The organism is Paenibacillus phytorum, assembly GCF_013141715.1.
Lineage (GTDB): Bacteria > Bacillota > Bacilli > Paenibacillales > NBRC-103111 > Paenibacillus_E > Paenibacillus_E phytorum.
The window spans coordinates 1-22068 of the sequence record NZ_WHOA01000099.1 but is presented as its reverse complement, the minus strand read 5'-3'; the positions used below and the strand labels follow the sequence as shown (position 1 = coordinate 22068).

At 38.0% G+C, this 22068-nt stretch carries 23 protein-coding genes; 19 read left to right on the top strand and 4 right to left on the bottom strand.

The window, feature by feature from the left end; all coding sequences use genetic code 11:
• The first annotated feature begins 57 nt into the window (after window positions 1–57).
• The 10 genes from GC098_RS15225 to GC098_RS15185 all read left to right on the top strand — a co-directional run bounded on the left by GC098_RS15225 (window position 58) and on the right by GC098_RS15185 (window position 9808).
• The gene (locus tag GC098_RS15225) at window positions 58–1140 is read left to right on the top strand and encodes an endospore germination permease (protein WP_281367051.1); all 1083 of its coding nucleotides are present in this window, start codon (window positions 58–60) and stop codon (window positions 1138–1140) included.
• Entirely contained in the window at window positions 1137–2540 is a 1404-nt protein-coding gene (locus GC098_RS15220) for a spore germination protein (RefSeq protein WP_171643989.1), read from the top strand. Before GC098_RS15225 ends, GC098_RS15220 begins: the two co-directional genes overlap by 4 nt.
• A complete protein-coding gene (locus GC098_RS15215) occupies window positions 2537–3643 on the top strand; it encodes a Ger(x)C family spore germination protein (RefSeq protein WP_171643988.1) in 1107 nt (368 codons plus the stop codon). Before GC098_RS15220 ends, GC098_RS15215 begins: the two co-directional genes overlap by 4 nt.
• A 207-nt stretch (window positions 3644–3850) precedes the next feature.
• Complete coding sequence (locus tag GC098_RS15210; protein ID WP_171644125.1) at window positions 3851–4717, top strand: carbohydrate ABC transporter permease; 867 nt, start codon at window positions 3851–3853, stop codon at window positions 4715–4717.
• 2 nt (window positions 4718–4719) lie between these two features.
• Entirely contained in the window at window positions 4720–5598 is an 879-nt protein-coding gene (locus tag GC098_RS15205; protein ID WP_171643987.1) for a carbohydrate ABC transporter permease, read from the top strand.
• Between the two features lie 36 nt (window positions 5599–5634).
• Window positions 5635–6738: an efflux RND transporter periplasmic adaptor subunit gene (locus GC098_RS15200; protein WP_171643986.1), complete on the top strand. Its 1104-nt coding sequence runs from the start codon at window positions 5635–5637 to the stop codon at window positions 6736–6738.
• Window positions 6739–6772: 34 nt separating this feature from the next.
• The gene (locus GC098_RS15195) at window positions 6773–8200 is read left to right on the top strand and encodes an ABC transporter substrate-binding protein (RefSeq protein ID WP_171643985.1); all 1428 of its coding nucleotides are present in this window, start codon (window positions 6773–6775) and stop codon (window positions 8198–8200) included.
• A 133-nt stretch (window positions 8201–8333) separates the two neighbouring features.
• Window positions 8334–8792 carry a hypothetical protein gene (locus GC098_RS40055; RefSeq protein ID WP_246358623.1) on the top strand — a complete coding sequence of 153 codons (459 nt, stop codon included), beginning with the start codon at window positions 8334–8336 and terminating at the stop codon, window positions 8790–8792.
• Window positions 8793–8801: 9 nt separating this feature from the next.
• Window positions 8802–9101, top strand: coding sequence for an FtsX-like permease family protein (locus GC098_RS40050; protein WP_281367063.1), 300 nt, complete (start codon window positions 8802–8804; stop codon window positions 9099–9101).
• Window positions 9098–9808, top strand: a complete 711-nt coding sequence (locus GC098_RS15185; protein WP_171643984.1) for an ABC transporter ATP-binding protein — start codon at window positions 9098–9100, stop codon at window positions 9806–9808. The genes GC098_RS40050 and GC098_RS15185 overlap by 4 nt, the downstream gene beginning before the upstream one ends.
• Before the next feature lie 88 nt (window positions 9809–9896).
• On the opposite strand, the gene GC098_RS15180 is transcribed toward GC098_RS15185, so the two are convergent.
• Both GC098_RS15180 and GC098_RS15175 read right to left on the bottom strand, forming a co-directional pair.
• Window positions 9897–10331 (bottom strand): hypothetical protein, encoded by a 435-nt coding sequence (locus GC098_RS15180; protein WP_171643983.1) that lies wholly within the window; start codon window positions 10329–10331, stop codon window positions 9897–9899.
• Window positions 10312–10785 (bottom strand): MerR family transcriptional regulator, encoded by a 474-nt coding sequence (locus tag GC098_RS15175; protein ID WP_171643982.1) that lies wholly within the window; start codon window positions 10783–10785, stop codon window positions 10312–10314. Before GC098_RS15175 ends, GC098_RS15180 begins: the two co-directional genes overlap by 20 nt.
• A gap of 367 nt (window positions 10786–11152) precedes the next feature.
• Between GC098_RS15175 and GC098_RS15170 the strand changes: the two genes are divergently transcribed.
• The 6 genes from GC098_RS15170 (at window position 11153) to GC098_RS15145 (ending at window position 18509) form a co-directional block, all read left to right on the top strand.
• The gene (locus GC098_RS15170) at window positions 11153–11353 is read left to right on the top strand and encodes a hypothetical protein (protein WP_171643981.1); all 201 of its coding nucleotides are present in this window, start codon (window positions 11153–11155) and stop codon (window positions 11351–11353) included.
• A 201-nt stretch (window positions 11354–11554) separates the two neighbouring features.
• Window positions 11555–11983: a GreA/GreB family elongation factor gene (locus tag GC098_RS15165; RefSeq protein WP_171643980.1), complete on the top strand. Its 429-nt coding sequence runs from the start codon at window positions 11555–11557 to the stop codon at window positions 11981–11983.
• A gap of 1275 nt (window positions 11984–13258) precedes the next feature.
• Window positions 13259–13921, top strand: coding sequence for a PDDEXK family nuclease (locus tag GC098_RS15160; RefSeq protein ID WP_171643979.1), 663 nt, complete (start codon window positions 13259–13261; stop codon window positions 13919–13921).
• Window positions 13911–15893 carry a hypothetical protein gene (locus GC098_RS15155; protein ID WP_171643978.1) on the top strand — a complete coding sequence of 661 codons (1983 nt, stop codon included), beginning with the start codon at window positions 13911–13913 and terminating at the stop codon, window positions 15891–15893. The genes GC098_RS15160 and GC098_RS15155 overlap by 11 nt, the downstream gene beginning before the upstream one ends.
• 13 nt (window positions 15894–15906) lie before the next feature.
• On the top strand, window positions 15907–16896 hold the full coding sequence (locus GC098_RS15150) for an ATP-binding protein (protein ID WP_312880138.1): 990 nt from the start codon (window positions 15907–15909) through the stop codon (window positions 16894–16896).
• Window positions 16839–18509 carry a hypothetical protein gene (locus tag GC098_RS15145; RefSeq protein ID WP_171643977.1) on the top strand — a complete coding sequence of 557 codons (1671 nt, stop codon included), beginning with the start codon at window positions 16839–16841 and terminating at the stop codon, window positions 18507–18509. Before GC098_RS15150 ends, GC098_RS15145 begins: the two co-directional genes overlap by 58 nt.
• A 157-nt stretch (window positions 18510–18666) precedes the next feature.
• On the opposite strand, the gene GC098_RS15140 is transcribed toward GC098_RS15145, so the two are convergent.
• Together GC098_RS15140 and GC098_RS15135 are read right to left on the bottom strand one after the other, a co-directional pair.
• Entirely contained in the window at window positions 18667–19662 is a 996-nt protein-coding gene (locus tag GC098_RS15140) for a DGQHR domain-containing protein (protein ID WP_171643976.1), read from the bottom strand.
• Between the two features lie 26 nt (window positions 19663–19688).
• Window positions 19689–20165, bottom strand: coding sequence for a hypothetical protein (locus GC098_RS15135; RefSeq protein WP_171643975.1), 477 nt, complete (start codon window positions 20163–20165; stop codon window positions 19689–19691).
• 237 nt (window positions 20166–20402) lie between these two features.
• On the opposite strand from GC098_RS15135, the gene GC098_RS15130 reads away from it, so the two are divergent.
• From GC098_RS15130 to GC098_RS15120, 3 genes are all read left to right on the top strand, one after another.
• The gene (locus GC098_RS15130) at window positions 20403–20756 is read left to right on the top strand and encodes a helix-turn-helix domain-containing protein (RefSeq protein ID WP_171643974.1); all 354 of its coding nucleotides are present in this window, start codon (window positions 20403–20405) and stop codon (window positions 20754–20756) included.
• A 55-nt stretch (window positions 20757–20811) separates the two neighbouring features.
• Window positions 20812–21564 (top strand): DDE-type integrase/transposase/recombinase, encoded by a 753-nt coding sequence (locus tag GC098_RS41585; protein WP_171643973.1) that lies wholly within the window; start codon window positions 20812–20814, stop codon window positions 21562–21564.
• A 186-nt stretch (window positions 21565–21750) separates the two neighbouring features.
• On the top strand, window positions 21751–21900 hold the full coding sequence (locus tag GC098_RS15120) for a hypothetical protein (protein ID WP_216625298.1): 150 nt from the start codon (window positions 21751–21753) through the stop codon (window positions 21898–21900).
• The last annotated feature ends 168 nt before the right edge of the window (window positions 21901–22068 follow it).

Here is a 22068-nt window from a genome sequence, read left to right as displayed (position 1 = left end):
TATTCTTGGGATAAAAAAATAACTTGTAGGAAAATATAGGAGCAAGAGGTGAGCCCTATGTCGACGTTTTCCAATCCCAAAATCAATCCCATTCATGGTTGTATTCTATGTATGAGTGGAACTTTAGCCTTAGCCCAAATTTCAGGCGCAATCATTATCATTGAACAAGCAAAACGGGATGCGTTTGTCAGCAGCATTATCGGCTGCATAGCGTACCTCTTATATGCCTTTTGGATTTTCAAAATAGTAAACAATCAAGCGCCTAACCAATCCTTCCTTGATGTACTTGAACTTAAAATGGGGAGCTTGATCGCGTGGGCAGTAAAAAGTTGGATTGCCTTATACTTAATTTGTGAATTGTTTGTCATTGATAAAAATGTTGTCACATGGGTTAAATCATTCTTTCTGCCCTTTACGCCTATTTGGGCGATTTCGTTGCCCTTATTGATCGTTTGTGCCTACTTAGCTGTTAAGGGAATTAAATCGATCGCCATTTCCTTTTCTGTATTAATGCCGGCTATTTTGTTGCTGATTTTATTTATGGCGGTGTTTACATTTAAATATAGACATTTTGACCTCCTGCTCCCGCTATTCAGCGAAGGAATGCGACCCATCTTAGAAGGCGCGACTACCACCGTGAGAGCTGGCATGGAATTGTTTTTGTTATTATTACTAAAACCTCATACGGAAGGCACTTTCAAATGGAAGCATTTTGTAGCATTAGTGTCTGTTATTTCTTTTTTTTTCATCAATGCTGTTATGAGTGTGTTGACTATATTCGGTACATATGAAGCTTCAAAACAGCGGTTCCCGCTCTTTACGCAGTGGAGACTAGTTAGAATCAGCAGTTTCTTGGAGCATCTTGACTTTTTATCTATCTACCAGTGGCTTTGTAGTACCGCTATTCTAATCAGTTTGGGTTTGTTTTTAATAGGCGATTTGCTGACTTCCAAGCAAAGACATCATAAAATTGCGATTGTTACATGCACGACGGCCTTATTTATCGGTGTAGAGCTTCAAATCAACGATAGCAATTTTTTAGCTTTTACTAAATACTACTTTTATCCAATATCCACGTTGTCTATTCTCTGCTGGACTGCATTAGCCTACTTTACAACAAGAAAAAGAGGTTTGTCATGAACATCAAATATGCAAAAGAAGCGGATTTCAGGGCTTTATTCTCTTCCTGCTACGATGTGAAATTTCAGAAGCGCAGCGGCACTCAGGTTGTTTATTGCGAAGGCATGGTGGATAGCAAGCAGTTAAATGAAAATGTACTCCCGCGAATGACTGAAATGATTCGAAACGATGAGCTGAAGCTTATAGACGAGAATGAAGATCTTAGTCAAATTGAACAGCTTGTTTTTTCAGGTAATGTGATTGTTTTAATTTTCCATGAGAATGAAACACATGCCTATGAAGCAGATATTTCCAATCCGCCAAAACGCCAGCCCGAAGAGTCCATCAGCGAAATATCAATTCGCGGACCGCGCGATGGTTTTACAGAGGAAGTAATCACCAACGTTGCCCTCATTCGCAAACGATTAAAAACCACTTCCCTTCAATACGAACATTTCATTGTAGGCAAAAGGGGAAACGTACATTTAGCCATTCTGTATATCAAAGATATTATTAACCCACATTTCGTTGTTGAAGCGAAGCGTCGGATCTCCCAAATTGATGTAGACTCCGTTATTGGATGTGCGCAGTTGGAAGAATATTTAAGTGATTCAAGCGACTCCATTTTTCCGTTAGTGGACACGATTGGAAGACCTGACTTTGCAGCTGAGTCGCTGCTGCGCGGCAGATTTGTGATCCTCTTGGACGGATCTCCAATGGCAATCATCGGTCCATCCAATCTTACCGAGCAATTGAAATCTCCCGAGGATGCCCATTCCTCTTACTACTACACGATATTACAACGCATGTTACGTCTTATCGGTCTAGTAATTGCCATGTTTCTGCCTGGATTCTATATTTCATTGACCTGCTTTAATATCGACCAAATTCCGTTTCCATTACTTGCAACAATTGCTGAAGCACGTAGGGGTATACCCTATTCAACGACGATAGAGAACTTATTGATTTTTGGATTATTCGAATTGTTTCGTGAAGCTGGCATTCGTTTGCCGAAACCAGTAGGACAAACGGTAACGGTAGTCGGGGGACTTATTATTGGGGATGCTGCGACTCGTTCTGGACTTGCCTCTGCTGCTTTGCTCATGGTTACGGCAGCGTCTGCCGTTGCATCCTTTACGTTGGTTAATCAATCTTTGACAGGTACCGTCACCCTTGTTCGAATCTACATGATTTTGATATCCTCCTTGTTGGGTATATATGGATTTTTTATCGGATTATTTTCAGTGGTGGCTTATACCTCTACACTAACAACTTTCGGTATATCCTACTGGTCTCCGATCGCTGAACTCAATGTTAGGTCGTCTATATTAGCGCTATTTAATCGACCTTTCAAATCCAAAAACAAAAGACCGGGCATGTTACAACCGACAGATTCTACGTCACAAGGAGAGAGACAATGAAACCAGTGGCACTCTTAATCACACTCTGTTGTATGATATGCCTGTCCGGGTGTTGGGACAATAAAAATATTCAAGATTTGCTTTACGCTACTGCCATAGGGGTTGATTATAAAAATAATCTGTATGAGGTCTACATTCAAACAGTATCCTTTGGCAATATAGCTAAGTCGGATAATGGAGGCGGAGGGAGCAGCCCGCAAGTGTATGTCGGCAAAGGGAGTGGAAATACGCTCTCTTTAGCATTAGGCAATATTTATGATACGGTACAAAGAAGAATATTTTGGAGTCATGTTCGTACGTATTTGTTAACCGAAAGTGCGATGCAATCTGGTGGCGAGGATTACTTCGACAATTTAAAGAGATACAGAGAGTTTAGATATACACCATGGATATTCGGCACGAAAGGATCCATTGAGGACATCTTTAAAACATCTTCTTTTTTTCAAATGTCGCCGATTACCACCCTTCTTGGCCAACCGGAAGAAAATTATATTCAGAAATCGTTCATAAAGCCTCTACAAGCGCAAGAATATCAAATTAATCTCAATGAGCCCGGTGAGACGGCTATAGTTCCAACACTAACCATTGATAAAACAGCATGGCAGTCCACTAAGAAATCTGAAGATAAATTGAAAATAAACGGTGTGTTTGTCGTACGAAAAAACGGCTTTCAAGGCTGGATGGCAAACAATCAGCTTAAAGGATTGCGTTGGATGGAGAAAGATACAGTGAGATCACCGATTGAGATCAAGCCCGCGATCATCTCACTTGAAAAACCCAAATCTAAAATAACGGTTACAGAACAAGATGGGAAAACGATTTTCAATATTGAGGTTAAAGTCAAGGGGAATATTGTAGATTTACTTGACAGCCATCCATCCGAGCAAGAAATGGAGAAAGAGGCAGAAGAGAAAATCAAAAATGAAATCCGATCTACATTTGAAGAGGGGTTACGCATAGAGGCTGATATTTACAATTTTCGAAATGTTATGTTTAAGAAAAAAATGGAAAACTGGCAAGATATTGAGCTTACTTCTTCATCCCTAAACCAAATCAATGTCCATGTTTATATTCAACATACCGGAGAGCTTAAGAAAACATAACTTGTTGCAGTCCATAAAATGGAATACGTCATTTTATCAACAACACGGACCCAATTCGGTATCGTGTTTTTTTATGTATACCTAAAGTTCCTTTAAACTTCATCTCATCTTTATTTTAACTCGTCTTTTTCTTGATTTCAGTTGTATACACTACCATTAAAGGTTTATGTAGTACAACTAACTTCAGGTAGGAGTTCAGACATGAAGATGCAACAATTATTACGGAAACAAAGTGTCGTTGCGATTGGTTTTCTCGCACCAAGCCTAATTGGCTTTGCTATCTTTTATCTAATCCCATTTGCTTTAGGTGTTGTTTACTCCTTTATGGATCGTACGATTGGTGGCTCGTTTGTAGGCTTAGCCAATTATAAAGAACTGCTAGCTAGCGATTCTTTCCGCAAGGCGTCAACGAACACCTTGTTTTTCACAGGAACCAGCGTACCGATATTGATCGTTGTATCTCTACTTCTTGCTTTGCTTTTGAACCAGAATGTGTTTATTCGCAAATGGCTTAGAACCGCTTATGTTTTGCCGCTTGTTGTACCTGTCGCCTCGATCGTTATGGTTTGGCAGATTATGTTTGACTGGAATGGTGCGCTAAACGGGTGGCTAAATAGTTTCGGTTTAGAACGCGTGGACTGGATGAATTCAGAGTGGGCGAGATGGGTAATTTCCGTTGCTTACCTTTGGAAAAATGTTGGATATAACATCATCTTATTTCTAGCAGGCCTGCAGAGTATTCCAAGCGACTATTACGAAACGGCAGATCTGGAAGGGGCGGGACCCTTCCGTAAACTAACCTCGATTACGTTAATCTACTTAATACCAACCTTATTTTTTGTTGTTCTTATGTCGATCATCAACTCTTTCAAGATCTTCCGTGAAACATATTTGATTGCGGGGGATTACCCGCATGACAGTATTTATATGCTTCAGCATTATATGAACAATATGTTTTACTCGCTTGATGTTCAGAAGCTGACAGCGGCAGCAACCTTAATGGTCGTTGTGATATTTGTTCTTGTCCTTGGGATGCTGACGCTAGAGCGCAAATTCAGACAATTCATGGAGTGATTATGAAAAAATCAGCTTTGATAACTAAATGTCTATTATCCTTCATTTTATTGGTCATTTCAGTCTGTATGATTTTCCCTGTTATATTCACATTTACGAACTCACTAATGACAGAGAACGAAATCAGTACCAATTATGATTTGATTGGCCAGATGATAGAGAAGACAGCAGGAAGTAAAGATCAATTCGTAACATTAAAACTTATCCCCGATTGGGTTTCCTTTGCGCAGTACGGGAAGATTCTATTTGAAACGCCAACGTATCTGAACATGTTCTGGAATTCGGTGTTCCTGGTTGTGCCTATGATTATAGGGCAAGTGATAGTGGGCTCGCTGGCTGCTTATGCCTTAGCCAAACTTCGGTTTCGAGGTCGCGATACCTTATTCCTTGCTTATGTCATTGTTATGCTAATGCCGTTTCAAGTTACATTGGTGCCAAATTATATTATTGCTGATCGGCTTGGCCTTTTGAATAGTGCTAGTGCTATTGTGTTACCAGGTATTTTTGCTGCATTCGGCGTCTTCATGCTAAGGCAGTTTATGTTGTCGATCCCATATTCCTATGTTGAAGCAGCCATTATGGATGGCGCCGGTCATCTTACGATTTTCCGGCGAATTATCGTTCCTTTAATTAAACCTGGATTGGCCGCACTTGTCGTCCTTCTCTTTGTGGATTATTGGAATATGGTTGAGCAACCGCTGATCTTCTTGGATGATGCTTTTAAACAGCCATTATCCCTTTACTTATCACGTATTCAAGAGGAAGCACGAGGTATTGGTTTCGCAGCTTCCGTGCTGTATTTGTCTCCCATGTTACTACTATTCTTATATGCAGAGCGTTACTTTATTGAGGGTGTTCAGTTGTCTGGGATCAAAGGATAGTGCGCGACGACACAACTCTAGGAAAGGGAGATTACATTGAAAACCCAAGATTCTAATCTGGCTGGAACTGGCTTAAATCCAAAAATGAAATGGGCTTCGATCCTATTTATTGCTGGATTACTTATTCTCACCCTTTACAGCAATACAATTCTCACCTTGAGTTTACCTAAGGTCGTGGCAGAAGAGGGAAAATCGGAACCTCTCGTTCAACAGTACAGCGGCAGTGGTGTGCTGCAGCCGATTAGCAAAGTGGAACTTTCCAATAAGTCTGGTTGGACGATTAAAGATGTCATGGTGAAAGCGGGGGACCATGTCGAGAAGGGACAGCTTCTCGTGACTTACGAGAGCAAAGAAGTATCGCGTCGTATTCTAGATGAGGAGGCTACATTATCCCGACAGAAATTAATGATGGAAGGCATGCAAGAACGGTACATCGAAGCTGTTCAAAGCGGAGATGACCTTAAAATTCGCGCTGCCAAGCGAGATCTGGAGATCGCTCAACTGGATAATAGCGTCCAAGAGCGAAAAATAAAAGAGTTGAAGGATGACTTCGGGTTACTTAGTCAAGTCACAGCGCCATTCGAGGGCGTCATATCACATCTATCTGCTGTGAAAGGTCTTGTTTCTGGAACCGCAGGGGGTGATGTAACGATATCGAATGCAAGCTTAGGTTATCAGCTAGTTCTACAAATGCCTTCAACGGTCTCAGACAAGTTGGAACTAGGTAGCAAACAGGATATGGCTGTCAAGATGAATGGGAATAGGAAGTCATATGAAGGTGTAATTTCTGGCATTGAAGATGCTGAGCAAATGAAAAAAGTTACTTTAACTGTGCAAAATGCCGAATTACAAGGCGGCGAGCAGGCAAATGTTGAAATCAGTATAAGCTCTGCTGCCGGTGAAGGCATGCTTCTACCTGCTAAAGCTGTGCATGGAGAAGGTACGAATAAATATATGTTTGTTATAGAAGAACAGAAGAGTCCACTGGGCAACACCTATCATGCCCACAAAGTGTTCATCGAGGTAGGAGAGGCTAATGAAGATGCAGTGATTGTGCTTAAGGGTGCGTATCCTGGACAGATGATCATTACGGATAGTAGTGAAGCGCTCACAGATGGTAGTCGAGTAAGGAAGCAATAGAGTATGAACACATATCATAAGGAGTGAAATACAGATGAAAAAATGGTTTTTTATTCTCATGAGTTTAGTCATAATGTTCAGTTTAACAGCGTGCAATGAAAGTACAACAGTAAACAATAGCAAACCAGAAAGCAGTGGTAACGGAAGTACAGGAAGTTCAGAGAACACGAATAGTCCAACTACAAGTCCTGCAGGAAAAACAATCACTATTGAAGATGAAAACAAGGATACGAATAAGACCATTGTCTTATCAATCCTATCTGCGACTGATTTCTATAAACAGGCGAAGCAGCGATATGAGGCAGCTCATCCAAACACGAAAATTGAATTTAAGGAATTTATTAAAGCAGGCAGTGGAAGTGGAGTCATGAGCGCATCTGAGGTTGAGAAGTATATCAAACAGACTACGACTGAGATTTTATCCGGAAAAGGGGCCGATTTATTCGCACTAAGAGAATCGTTCGACTTACCGATTGATAAGTATGTAAGTAAAAACGCATTCGTAAACATAGACGAATTCATTAAACACGATAAATCATTTGACCAAAGCCAGTATTATATGAACATCCTCGATAATTCCAAAAAGAACGGTGGACTTTATGTCGTACCAACCAAATTTTACTTGCAAGCGTTGTTCGGAGATCAGGTTGCCATTGAGAAAGCAGGCGTAACCATCGATGATAAAAAGTGGACTTGGAGCCAGTTTGCAGATGTAAGTAAATCATTAGCTGCCAAAGGTGTTCATACGAATTCGTTAAGTGGGCTGGATCCAGAGAATATGCTAAACTCACTTGTATCGGACAATTATGATCGATTGGTTGTTGGCGCAAAGGGCAAAGCGAACTTTGATTCGTCCGATTTCACTGATCTGCTTAAACGAGTTAAGAGTTTATACGACGACAAAATCATTTCAGCTAAACCGCTGTCTCCAGAGGAAAGTAATTTCTATCTGTCGGAGATCTTTTCTCCAAAAGATTTCATCGCTCGCAATTCTCTCTATTATACAAATGGAACTGTCTATCAGAAGCCGCATGCAGCTAATCAGCAATCAGGTGTCGCATTTGGTGGCATGCAAACTATTGCCATGAACGCGAATTCTACGATCAAAGCAACAGCTTGGGATTTTATGAAATTTCTATTATCCGAAGAGATGCAGAGTATACCACAACAAGATGGTTTTCCTATGAAGAAATCAGTAAATGTGAAGTTGATTGAAGAAACCGTAAATAATGTGAAAAAAGGTACAGCTAACTCTGATAAAACTGGAAACGCCCAAGTTTCTGAGAAAGACATTCAGGTTCTTAAGACGTTGATCTCTGAAGCTAGTCTCCCAGTAACCTTAAGAAACAAGGTTCAAACGATTATCGCAGAGGAGTCCAAAGCATTCTTCACTGGGCAAAAGACGGCTGAAGCTGTGGCTAAGTTGATACAGAATCGAGTGAAGACATATATTAATGAATAAAGCTGTCGGGTGACAAGAATATAGTCCGATTAGGATCCGCTTAAATGGCGGATTTTTTATTTTATCGGATCATATTCTTGTCATTTCTCAATGTCAAGAATATGATCCGATTGCCGACAACGAGACATATACGGTGGGTCATTCCACTAACGGGCAGTGTTCTGGGCTTGCACAGGGGCTTGCGTATGACAACGCCGCTTCTGTTAAGAATATGGATGCAACACATTTTGTCTTAGGACAAGACTCTAATCACCGTTTCACCCGATCCCATCCATTAGGAGATACTGGGAAGATTGATGTTGCTTTGCTCGCCGTTAATCTCGATAGCTGGCTGGCGCCAACGGTAACAGAAGGTTCACCCATCTCGGATCAGACAAAAGATCATGTTCTTGTTGATCAAAAGCTGTCTAATTCTGGAGTCAAAATTGGCTCAATCATTGTAGATCAAGCTTCGGGAACAAAATGGACTGTAAGCGGACACGTCAAGGAACTGAATCAGCAGCAGACAGTAAAGTTTACAATGCAGTCGTCATTAACGCCTCGAAAGAAAAAGTTAAGGAGCTTCAGTCCGCGCTGCCCAATACGGAAGTGATAACGAAGTCTGAGGCCGTCCAGTCAATTTGGTATATTGAAAGCCATCGGTACACGTACTGCCTATTTAGCTAGAAGTGTGACGCTGCAGGTGTTGGTCTTATCGGTCGGCAGTTTGGTCCTTAGCGTCCTGTTGGTTCAATTGTTTGAGGCCGTATTGCCAAGTTCCATGCCATTTCAATTAGGCTTTTCCACCTTGGCACTTACTTGCCTGTCCTTTATAACAATGTCTTTGGCCGGTTCGCTATTTTCGGTGTGGAAAGTCGCCAAAATTGACGCTTTGGATGCGATTGGGAGGACAGCAGCATGAAAAACAGACTTGTATTACAGGAGATTACACGAACTTTTGAGGATGGCGGTATGGCAAGAACGATTTTGGATAAGCTAAACCTTGAGGTGGCTGAAGGTGAACTAGTTGCGGTAATGGGCCCTTCAGGCTCGGGCAAAAGTACGTTTCTGTCTATAGCAGGAGCACTTCTAGAACCAACGAGTGGGCATGTTCTACTCGATGGAGAATCCATTAACGGTAAAGACAAGCAAGCACTTTCTGAACTACGACTTCAAAAAATCGGATTTATTTTTCAAAGCGCCAACTTGATACCGTACTTGAAAGTTGAAGAACAATTAGTTTTGGTAAGCAAGCTTGCCGGGATGGAAAAGGTGAAGGCAACCAAACGAGCAAAAGAGTTACTCGATAAGATGGGATTGTCTCATCGACGAACCGCATATCCTGATAAACTCTCAGGTGGGGAGCGTCAACGGGTAGCTATCGCAAGAGCCTTAATGAATGACCCAACTGTCCTTTTCGCAGATGAACCAACAGCAAGCTTATATGCCTCACGAGGGCACGATATAGTCAGTATGATCGCGAAGCAAGTAAAGGATCAACGAAAGAGCGCGGTTATGGTTACGCATGATGAACGAGTACTGCCGCTTTGTGATCGAGTGCTTTTTCTTGAGAATGGAAAACTAATCGAAAAACAAAAAAGAAGCGCTCAAATCCATATTTCAATGTAGTTTGACGAGTGGTGGTAGCACAATAATAGCAGCGGCAGTCTAAGACTTATTTTTGAGTCCTAGTCCGCCGCTGTTTCTTTTGTGGTTGTTACTGTGGTTGCTGACCATCGTATTGCTTTTTCTTCATTCTTGTGCCCAGTATAATGAGAACGACATAGATAACGATGGCAATCGAATCTATAAGCGTATTCGTAAGCCCCGATACGTCAAGCAATGCCGTTACACCAAGAATAACCATCAGTCGGACGATCAGGATCGCCGCGATCAGCCATGCGGCAAACCGGATCTTTGATCGTTCAGTTTGGAATGACATGAAAATGAAAGCGATGCCGAAGACCAGATTTTCCGCCGTGATGATGTGCCAGACATACGTGAATACTGTCCGGGTACCCACGGATATCGTCTCAATGTTGAGCGTCGGCAGCACAGAGGATTGCCCGTTCCATGCGTGCGTGAAGGCAAACAGAATCGCAAGGACGCCTGTAATCAGATAATAAAAATTCCTAACCTGGATGTTTACCACAACCTTCCTTGGGAATTTCTGGTTCCTTCTTTTGGATATCCTTGTAAATCTCGCGGACGATCTCTGCCAGATGTTGGTCACTTTCGTTATTAAAGTCCCTTAGCGTTTCGGCTGCGACGTCGAGCAGCAGACTGACCTTTTCCAGATGAGCAATCTTTTTGCGCGTTTCTGCGTTCTTGGCATCGAGGAACGCGGCAACCTCTTCGCAGTAAGCGGGGTCGATTTTTTCCATCTTGCGGAAACCAAACTTCCCCCTAATTTCGTCAAGAGAAAAGTCTGCATACTGCATAATCTGAATATTCATCAAGTCGATGAGGTCGTCCTTTGAATACCTGCGGTACCGATTGTCTTCCCGGGACGGCGAGACGATCCCTATCCGGTCATAATACCGAAGAGTATCCTTCGGCATCCCAAGTATCCGCGAAACCTCTTGTATAGAATAACGTTTTTCCATGAAATCAGAATATCATTAGAGTTGACTCCAATGTCAAGTTATATTTCGTTTTTTTCGCAAAAAAAGTTTTTGAAACTAATTCTAATAAGATAGCCGTCAGTGCAAAGTCTTATGTGTTGCTCTTAAAATTCTTTCAAATCAATAGGGCAGTCTAGGCAGCTCCTTTTGAAATGCTCACAAAATAAGCGAATATATACATATATATTATTTTGGAGTTTTCCCTCGCCCTCGCGAAGGTTCGTTTGTTCGAATTGACACAAATTACATAAAGTGATATGGTCAAAGCAACAAGACATTCCGCAGTAAAAAAAGCGGAATGTCTTGTCATACTTTTATGGATATTCTACATAGTTAAGGGAGGTGCTGAGTGATTCAGGTAAAGGAGTTTTTAGATACGGATACGTCGTATGCGGAGACAAGAGCTAATCAGTTTTTAGCCGGTTTAAAGGATGAGCAAGTTGTTAATGTTTGTTATGGATCCATCATGAAGTCATCTGTAAACGGGTCGGGTTTCCAACGTAGTGCTATCCTAGTTGTTTATAAATCGGAAGAAAGTAATCCTAAGTAAAACGAGGTGTTCTCACCCAAAATGGAGACCTTCTTTAAACTGCTCTCAGTTATCTCTACAGTTCTTATTGCAGTAATCCTGTTTTGTTTAATCTTACAGAAGTATTGAAAAAAGTTTTTAAGAAAATAATTTTCCCGGAGGTTTTGTAAATGAGGCAAATAGATCGATATTGGAATCTAATTATTTGGGGTGGAATCTACGATGAACCGTAGTTATAGGTTCAATCCACCCCGGAGTCAACTTGTTGAGCAGCTTGTTTTTCTTGACGAGCAAATGACGAAGTTTCTTGACAGTTATTCTTCACAGCAGAAGATACAAGTGCATAAGAGTATTAAACAATATGTGAAAAAATTGGAGAGATTACTTGAGCTTGATGATGTTAATCTTGTAAAAACGTTGAGCAAAGTTACGGTAATAGGAAGTAGCATTACTATTTGTTACGAAGAAGAAGGATCTAATGAATTATTTACGGTGGTCCTCCCAACAGAAATAGATCCGGATAAAAATAGGATATCGTTGTTTTCGCCAATTGGAAATCAATTGTTATCGAGGTCAACAGGCGAAACCTTCATTCTTCAAACTCCGGAGGCTGAATACTCCGTTCGGATTGTAGGGACTGAACTTAGCTAAAGTTGGAACCATAAACAATGACTTATCTATAATGGGGGACAGCCGCACTCATTGGGCTCATATTGGATGACAACGAGCTGCCAATGCATTCCCATGGAGCAGCTAAGCGGCCGCACTGAGCTCTCCCTCAGTGCGGCCGCTTTTTAATTTTTGCCAAACATGAATAGGGAACCCCGTTTTTACCGGACATCCCTATTCGATCGTCATATTCATTAGAGAGTGATAGAGGCATTTGATAATCATGATTAGCATATTTAATAGATTTTAAGCGTATATTGTCCGCGTTATTTAATATCGTTAATTAACGATAGCTTAACACAGAATGAAACGAGGCTGCCGGCACAAACGGCAGCCTCCATTACGTTAATAGGTAGGTTCGTTAAGATTTCTTTATGGTGTAAAATCCAAATTGTTCGATTTCATCAAGAGCTTTACGTCCAAAAGACTCTATTAGCTCATCGGCTCGGATTTTGCTTCCCCCAAGTGTTAGCCCGTCTCAGCGTACAATTCTACCGTCCTTAACCAAAAAATAATCATCCATATTATAACCTCCCAAATTAAAATTTTGGAAATCTCTGTGCGCTAGCATAGCAGAGTATTAATCTGCTTATCCGTATTTTAGCATATTCTCCAAGGGAAACATAAAGAGCCTTTACGGGTCCAGTAACTCTTTTATAAAATCAACATCTAAACACAGGCCACATCATGATCTTTAGTTAGTTCGATGCTTTTATGCTAGAAGAGGAGAAGAAGAGTATCCAAGACACAAATGTGCCTACATAGTGGCTGTGTGAACGAATAACAGTCTTAGCACAATTTTCTTGTAGAACTTATCACCGTTTGATCTTACAATAGGATCGCCTTGTGAGGGGGCTAGCTGCCAGGCAATATCCGAGGGATTCCCAGTTTGTGTAAGGCTATAGACAAATTCAGCTCAAGAAGCAAGCTTTTGTACAGTTACGCGATCTTGAGAAGTTTGGAGGTTGGATAGTCAGAAAACGAAAAAATTACGGAGGGGCCGCTTAGAAAGTCGTTTAAGAAGGAAGTTGATTGAGTTGGTTGAGCGAGCACACGGCCTAATTGTACGGTGAACATAAATAGGTTGCATTAAAGCCCTTGATATTCAGGGCTTTTTTTTGATTGCAACCACTTTTGCTTCAATAAATTTGTGAAGCAAAAGTGGTTGCATAAAATATTATTGAACTAAAATAGGTTGCATAACGTACAGTTGCATTGTAAACTATTACCATAACGATAGATTAAGAGGAGATAACAGTGGATTTTATACCTATATCTATTACTCAAGCAGATAAATACAGGCGTGGACATTGGGATGGAATTAGTATAAAAGTTAATAGGAATATAGATTTATTAGGTGACTTAGAGTATGATCATTGGATTTATGTAGAAACAGATCCTAGCATTAAAACATTTTGTGAGAGACCTAAAAAAATTGAAGGTTACATAAATGGGAAGAAGATTGAATCAATTTTTAGCATGTGGGTTAAAGAAGAAAGTGGAGTAGAAACTTTTCTGAAAGTCAGGTACGAATCTCCATATCTGACAAAAAAAGAAAAAAGCACAATATCACCGGCAGAATTGCTTGAAAAATGCTGGTGTGAAGAAAATAATTTTAATTATAAGGTAATTACGGATGAGGATATTAGGAAGAATCCAATAGAATTGTCTAATAAAAAGCTATTACTATCTTTTATTAAAAACAGGCCTTTACCCATTGATACTGACAAACATTTGATTGCAAAGATATTAACAAAAAGGATTACAATTAATGAACTTCAAGCTAATTTACTAGGTGTAATACCACCATCAAGAGTTACTGAATCAATAAGCTGGATGATTTATTCAGGAGAACTTCAAAGTAATATGCATGAAGTTGCTTTTGGATCCAAGATGGAGGTATGGAACAATGGCACATAGGAGAATTATTGAGAGTGAAGATTTCTCTGATCGTATTGATACTAGTTTATGGCCAATAGTGTTAACAGATAATTTTAGTTCGGAGTTAAAGGAGATATATGAAAAACGGAAGTTAGCCGTTGATTTGTATTTGAAAAATTTATCAAACAACGAAATATTGGAAGTAACAGGGATTCACAGAAATCACTTAAGCAAATTTATTAAGCGGTGTCTTGATTTTGATGAGAATGGAGTTATTTGGGGATACAGAGCACTAATACCTCATAAACACTTAAAATCATACAAAAGTACCAATACGCCAGATTCTGATCCTCACAGTCACACACCTCCCAATATGAATGGTGCGTTTCAATTTTTACTTGCATGTTATCCAGAACTTAAGACATTAATTGAAAATCTATATTTTAAGCAAAATTCGCGATCAGCCTCAGACCCTATCATAAGAGGGAAAGAAATCCACAGAAAATTTATAAAAAAATGCACTGAACTTGGAATCAAATCCCCTACACAATACCCCTTTAATACTGTTGAACTAGCCAGAAGAAGTCTATATGAATATTTAAAAAAGTTAGATGATGCTCATTTCGAAAAGGCTTCTGAAAGACATGGAGAAGATGCTGCCCTTATTGCAAATACAACGGGGCAAGGAAGTGTTGTTAAAAAAGTTATTAGACCCTTTGAACAAGTTCAATTTGATGGACACCGATTAGATGTGATAATTGCTTTAGTTCTTTATACTCCTGAAGGAGATGAAATTGTAACGATTATTGATCGCATTTGGTTATTAGCAATAATTGATGTTGGAACAAAAGCAATTTTAGGTCATTATGTAAGCTACAACAAAGAATATACCCCAAGTGATGTTTTGAAATGTATAAGAAATGCCATAATCCCTTGGAAACCTAAGAAGTTTACAATCCCAAATTTGACTTATCCAGAAAACGGCGGGTTCCCATCAGGAGTCATTCCAAAAGCAGAATGGGCCTTATGGAATGAACTTTTATATGATTTTGCCAAAGCAAATGTTTCTGAAATTGTAAAAGTTCGCTTAAAACAGACAGTAAAATGTACTGTAAATGCAGGTAGAATAAAATCGCCAGTAAAGAGAAGCCATATTGAAAGATTTTTCGGGCTGCTTGAACAAAATGGTTTTCAACGATTACCAATTACAACAGGAAGTCACCCTGGAGATCCTAAACGAAGGAATCCCGAAAAACAGGCTATTAAATATAGAGTATCAGCTGAGCACATTGAAGAATTAGTAGAAGTATTGTTAGCTGAGTATAACGGAACAAGAAGCGAAGGTATTAATTTTGCGACTCCGTTAGAGGCAATGCAAAATAGATTACAGCGTTATGAGGTGAATCAAATGCCAGAAGAGCAAAGAAGTGAGATAAATTTTTTATCTTTAAAAGCTACGAGAGAAATTCAAGGAAATATTAAAAAGGGAAGACGCCCTTACATTCAATATGAAAATGTCAGGTATACAAATGACATTTTAGCTCGCTCTTCAGGGTTAATTGGCAAAAAACTTGATTTACTAGTTAATATTGATGATCTTCGAGTAATTGAGGCATTTTTACCAGATGGTTCTGGGCTTGGTAAATTAAGAGCTGTAGGAAGGTGGGGACTTGCACCTCATACCTTACAAGTAAGAAGAGAAATATATGCACTAAAAAAACAAAAATTGTTAGATTTCACAGCGTCCGAGTGTCCAATAGAAATCTACCAAAAGTATCTAGAATCCACATTGAAAACTAGGAAAACCAATCGGAATAAATATTTAGAATTAACAAGAAAAAATAGTGAATTTGAGAGTAGTGATAACATTGAAATTGTTCATGAGGAATCTCTCCAAGAAAAAGTAAATGAAGAAATCATAGAGCTTGCTCAAGTAAAACGAAGAACAGAAGAAGTTTCAAAGGTTGAAGTGCCAAAGCCTAATAAAATTCGCAGGACTATCGTATTTTAAGGATGTGAAAACCGTGGAAGAAATAATAGAAGAGTTACCAATTCAAATAACTTCAATTAACCGTCCCTTAATTGTTCAAGGATCTCACCCAATATATACTGGAAGGTATTTACTTTCGACGAATGAAATATCTAAATTATATGAAAAGTTGAAAAAATGTATTCAAAACCGTTTTCCTGGAGCAATAATTCACGGTAGGCCAAGGTTGGGTAAGTCGAGAGCAATCAAATATTTAATGAATATTTTACCAGATGATTTCGGAAACTTACCCATTTATGTTTTATTATGTCGAGATCATGCCAAACCAAATGAAGATGTCTTTTTCACTGAAATCTTAAGAGATATTGGACATAGTCTGTCCACAACGGGTAAGGCGGTTGCAAAACGTGAGAGACTACTTAAGTTTCTTGTACAGCAAGCAAATAGCGTTGGATTAAATCGAATCATTTTTTTTATTGATGATGCTCAGAGATTACATGTAATTCAATATGGATGGCTAATGGATATTTGTAATGAACTTGACAGTGTAGGTATAAGTTTAACGGTCTTTCTTGTAGGTCAAGAAGAATTAATCAATCAAAGAAATGTATTTTTTGAAGAAGGTAAACAACAAATTATTGGTAGGTTTATGGTTCATCAACATCAGTTTTCCGGTGTCAGAACTATCGATGATTTAAAAGAATGTTTGATAAGCTACGATGAGGAATCATTTTTCCCTGCGGATAGTGGATGGTCTTTTACTAGATATTTTTTTCCAAATATTAAGAATTTCTCCTTAGCAGCTTTTGCAGAAGATTTATATAGAGTTTTTTCAGAGATGCGTCTCGAGGCTGGGATAAGGGCAGAATTCGAAATTCCAATGCAATATGTAACATTGACAATTGAATACGCTTTGAGAAAGTTTGGGGTCGAAGACGAAAACTTAGATGTAATTACGCAAGCCAAATGGAGAGAAGCGATAGAAAGTTCAGGTTATTTAGAAGCAGAGGCTTCCCATCTTTAGCAGTTGAATTAGGGGTGTTCGATTTGGTCTTTCGATTGTTAACAGAAACAGATTATGAAGTTTCAGAAAAGTTATGTTGGAATGACCAATGGATATCTCCTTTTGAATCTGCTTGGGGTATTTTTGAAAAGTTCAAGTATGCCAACAATGCAAATTCCGTGGATATTATGTCCTTGTTTGGTGATGAGAAAGTAAGAAATCAAAAGAATAAGAGCAAAAGCAAATATGATCTTTTGAACTTCATCAAGTTTGATCTTAATATAATTAGAGATGGTTTAGGTATTGACTTTTACCATAAAAACAAAATTGAAATAGCACACATGCTAGGACCTTTAACAAAAGAAGCATATAAAAATGAACCGATTTATGATTACTCATATTTTTTTAGAGATACTATAGCTTATTGTCCTATTTGTATGGAAAATGGTTTTCATAGTATTTTTTTTCAATTTAAATTAATTAAAAAATGCCCTTATCATGAGATTCTCTTATTGAAGGAGTGCCCGAGATGTTTTGCGAAAATTCCTTATGAACTAAGTGACTTGAATACGCTTGAGCCCTTTCAATGTAAGTGTGAATATCGTTTTTTTAAACCACAATCAAAATTACTTTTTTCTAACCAATGGATACCGATTAATCTTGATAGAATTACTTGTAACAATGTAAATAAGTATCTCAATCTAACTACGGGTGATATGCTTAGACTCAAAGATATGTATCTATTTAAAGAGATTGAATTAGATGCTTACCCTAATGCTTTGGAGAATATTATTTCAATATTAGATTTTAAAGATTCACATGATGAAGATAATGCACATTACATTGTGACAAGTGCACCGAATGTTAAAAAAATACGAGGTGAGAAAGAAAAATTCGAAATACAAAAGTATACAAAAGTTAATTTCCCTGGAATAAATAATGAAGCGATTAGAAAACTTCGATTTCATGAATTTCAAAAAGAGATTTATCGATCTTATACGGCTACAATAACTGGAGTTGCTGGTCAATTAAGAAAAACATTATTATCAAAGCACAGGACTTGTATTAATAGATTAGTTAAAAATCCTAATGATAATATGCAAATTTGTCCATATGCATTTGCATATGTATTTTGGAGGGAGTATTCACAAAATTTTAGTAATCACACAAGTGTTGATAATTATGGAAGCCCAAAAAGGCTGGATAAAAATCATATTGAATTCCCCCAGTTTGATGAGGAGCTTATGGCGAATCTTTATGAATTTTTAGGAAGTGATATTGAGGATATTACTTTAGAAAGTAGGGCTGCACTAAAGTGGTTTCTTAATCGAGTAATAACTCATCTTTCTATAAACCATATCAATAACATGTTAAGCGCTTCACAAAGTTACATAGATCGAAGATTGTTTCCAAGTACACTTCCATATTCAAAATATGATAAGATTCCATTCTTTGTTGCTATCCGACCTAAAAATAGGAATAAATCCTTAGAGTTTCATTGGTGGGGACAACAATTGATTGAAAGTAATTTATATTGTCCATTTAACACTGTGAAAAGTAGGAGAGAGCCCAATCGTAAACAAAACACTCAACATGACAGAGAATTAAATAAACTTCTTTATGTTTTATCATAAATGTGTGTTTATTGTTTGAATACTCAGTATTAATACTAATATACTCTTTTTAAAAATAGTTAGTATGATAACTTATACTCTCGTTACAAGTTACTTTTTTAGATTCACCCGCGGCAATCGATATAAATAAGGTAGGACCAGTAAGGTCCTACCTTATTTATGAAAGCATCCGCTCTTCAAGATCTAACGCCAAGCTCTTGGAACCACTCATTCCCTTGATATATTTTAATGGTCCGGAAGCTGACCAGTCAATTTTTCCTAATTTTTTCACAGCTCTAGTTATACCGTTATAATCAAACTGACGTTTAGATTCAGTCGAACAGTTAGCAAGTACAGTAGCTCCTGCAATTGAAAGTGCATCTAAACAAACGATGTGTGTCAATCTGTAGCTGCTGTAATCAAGCCACTCTTGTGGAAAGCTTTCTTTGACAGCATTATAAAAGGTCAACGCCATTGTTAGTTTGTCATCCCGAGAATAAAAAGAAATTTTAGGGTTTTTACTAAGTAAGTGTAAGGTTCGATATAAATTTTGAAGTGTGATATGTCGTCCTTTATTTCTTTTTCCAATTATGCTTCCAATATTATAAAACGGACTTTCAGATCGGATGAGCAGCTCGGTAGCAATCCAGCTCATGTCGTCAGAATCTCTACGAAGATATTTACTTAAAGAGGATCCAATTCCTTTTGCCTTTGTATTTATAGTATCGAATAGGCGAACTTCCTCATCTTCATCCAAAGAATGAAAGGCTAGGAAAGGAATGTTGATTTCTGCATTTGTCTCCTGGGTATATCTTTTAATTCCACCTAATCTGTGTTGGCCATCCATTAAGGAGGCTTTTCCATTACAAATGATCCGACCAAAAGCAGGGCGCTGTTTGTCGTATGCTGAAAACTCCCATTGACCTCCAGCATTGAGCAATATGGGAGTAAACAATGCATCTTCTCCCTTAGATAAATATATGGCAAATTCATTACATCTTTTTGAATCTACGGGTCTTTGATAACCTTTACCAGATGGATCATCAAAAGGTTTAACGAAAGTCAGGTTTAAAGCTATTGTTGAAGGGACATGACTTTGATAAGCTATTTTTCCACGAATTTTGCATTGGATGATATTTTCAATCACAATTGGACTTGCTAATGTGTTGTTCATGTTGTATTAACTCCTTTGATAAATGTTTATTTAAAATGCTCAGATACTTTTGGAAATGGACGTATTATCAAATCGAGTGTTTTATAACCAAATTGATCTATGTTTTGTATGAGGAAGCCGAGCTGAAGAAATAAATCGATCACTTCTTCCATGGTACTTGGATAATACATACCGTTTTCTTCTAATTTTATCTTTATGGAATATTCTCGAAAGTAAAAAAGGAAGTATTCATTTCTTTGATGGTCAGAGGTAAAAGTTCTATTTATTTCTTCAAAGTTAATGAAGAGATGCTCGGCATTGTGTGAATACAGATATTCAACAGTGGCTTCTCTTGTTAGTCCTTTTGAGACACAATAACTAATTTGAGGCAAAGTCGTAATATTCGCTAATGGAAGCCACTCCGCCCAGCTATATTCATAAAAACCATTAGGTAGTATACATTGATTAGTAGGTATTAAATTAAGTTTGGAAAGCAATCCAACTGTGATTTTCCCTAGATTCATCTAAAGAAAACCACCTTCCTCTTGATATAATAAATATCTTTGCTCTGTTACTGGCACAGAAGGTAAAAAGTAAAGTAAGTTTACTTTTTTTGATATTTTAATCCTAATAGTACTCAACAATAACTCTCACCTCGGCAACAATATTGGGAATGGATAGTCATATTATATCACTTAAAATGGATATTAACAATTAATTATATAACTTATTAGGGATAACAATTATTGGGAGGGACATGGATGACCAGTTTGCAAATGATTGTAGGAGAAAAAATAAAGAATTTTCGAAAGATTAAAGGGATGACGCAACAGGAGTTAGGCTTCAAAGCAAATATAAAACAAGGATACCTAGGTGACGTCGAGAGAGGGGCCAGAAACATATCACTTGAATCATTAGAGAAAATAATGAATGCTCTTGGTCTAAGACCCGGTGACATATTTGGATATCATGAAGTAGATATCAATGATGTAAATTATGAATTAGAACAAATTATACAGAAGCACAGCGATTTTCTGAGAACAAAAAAGATAAAGGATGTAAAAATGCTCCATAAAATCTCATTAGAGATATTTGAGTCATTAGAATCTAAGTAGAAGGCCTGGACTTATTAGTCATGCACTTAAGTAAAATAATCCTAGGGAGAATTCTATGTTCTGTTGGAACAAAAACTGGATACAATCTTACGAATCACCTTGGTCTTTATTTGAGAAATTTAAATATGCCAATGAGATTAATTCCATTGAACTGCTACAAACCTTAGGAACTACTCAAGTAAAGAAGATAAAAACAGGATTGAGAGGACGAAGGATAAGAAATTTGTACACTTTGGAAGGATTTGAAGAAGAACTACTGACTTCAGCGTTCCAAAGCAACATAGTTGAAACCAATAAGATTAATTTGGATAAGATCACATCTGTGTTAAATGCAAAAGATGCTCATTATAGATCGCATTTTAATGATCACTTTGTTTATTGTCCGATGTGTTTGCAGGAGGGATATCATAGCCTCTTTCATCAATTTAAATTAATACATGAATGCCCTTTTCATCACATTAAATTAGAGAATGTATGTTTAAATTGCCATATAATCCCACGTGTAATCACCTTGGATAAAAATCCAGCATATCCACCAGCAATACAAGAATTAATAAATGAGAAATCCTTACCAAAAGAAACCTTGATTAGACAGACAAAGTATCTAAACAACATTGTGGAGCAAGATCACCGGTTCATAAAAAAAATCACAAAACCAATGCTTGGTTTCAAATCGTTTCTTACAGCGTATCAGACGTTAAAGGGAATTGAGGCTTTACATATGATAAGGAAAGGGCAGGCCGATGATAATTCGACTGTCCTCACTGCTGTTGAATGGCTAAATAAGATATTTGATTTAGTGGCATAGACAAACTATACTTTGTCGGGTAACTGGGAACTTTTTTAAATCCTTGCACCAGAACCAACGGATCTAATTTATTAAGATTTCATCGCTTTCTCAAGTTCAGTAGATTTCAATGCTTCTAAACCTCCTCTTGTATAAAGGAGGTTTTTTGTTTAAAATTTATGACATGCTCCATCGGAGGTGTATGAAGTGATTGAAAAATACCCATTGCTTAAAGAACCTGACAAAACAATGTTTATTTTCGAAAAGAATGGAAAGTTTTATGGACATATTGTTAAAAATAAGACTGAAAAATCAGTCGAAAAGTTAACGTTTGAAACAGGAAGTACGATTCAGTAGAGCAGTTAAAGTCTGAATATCCAGCACTGTAAATATAAATAGTATGATATACATTACTTTACAATATAAAAAAGACTACATTCACCTTGATCTGGACCCTTTGTCAAGGACACTTGAAAAAAACTTAGTTTAAGTCTAGGCAGCTAACAATAGATGATTCCTGTATTG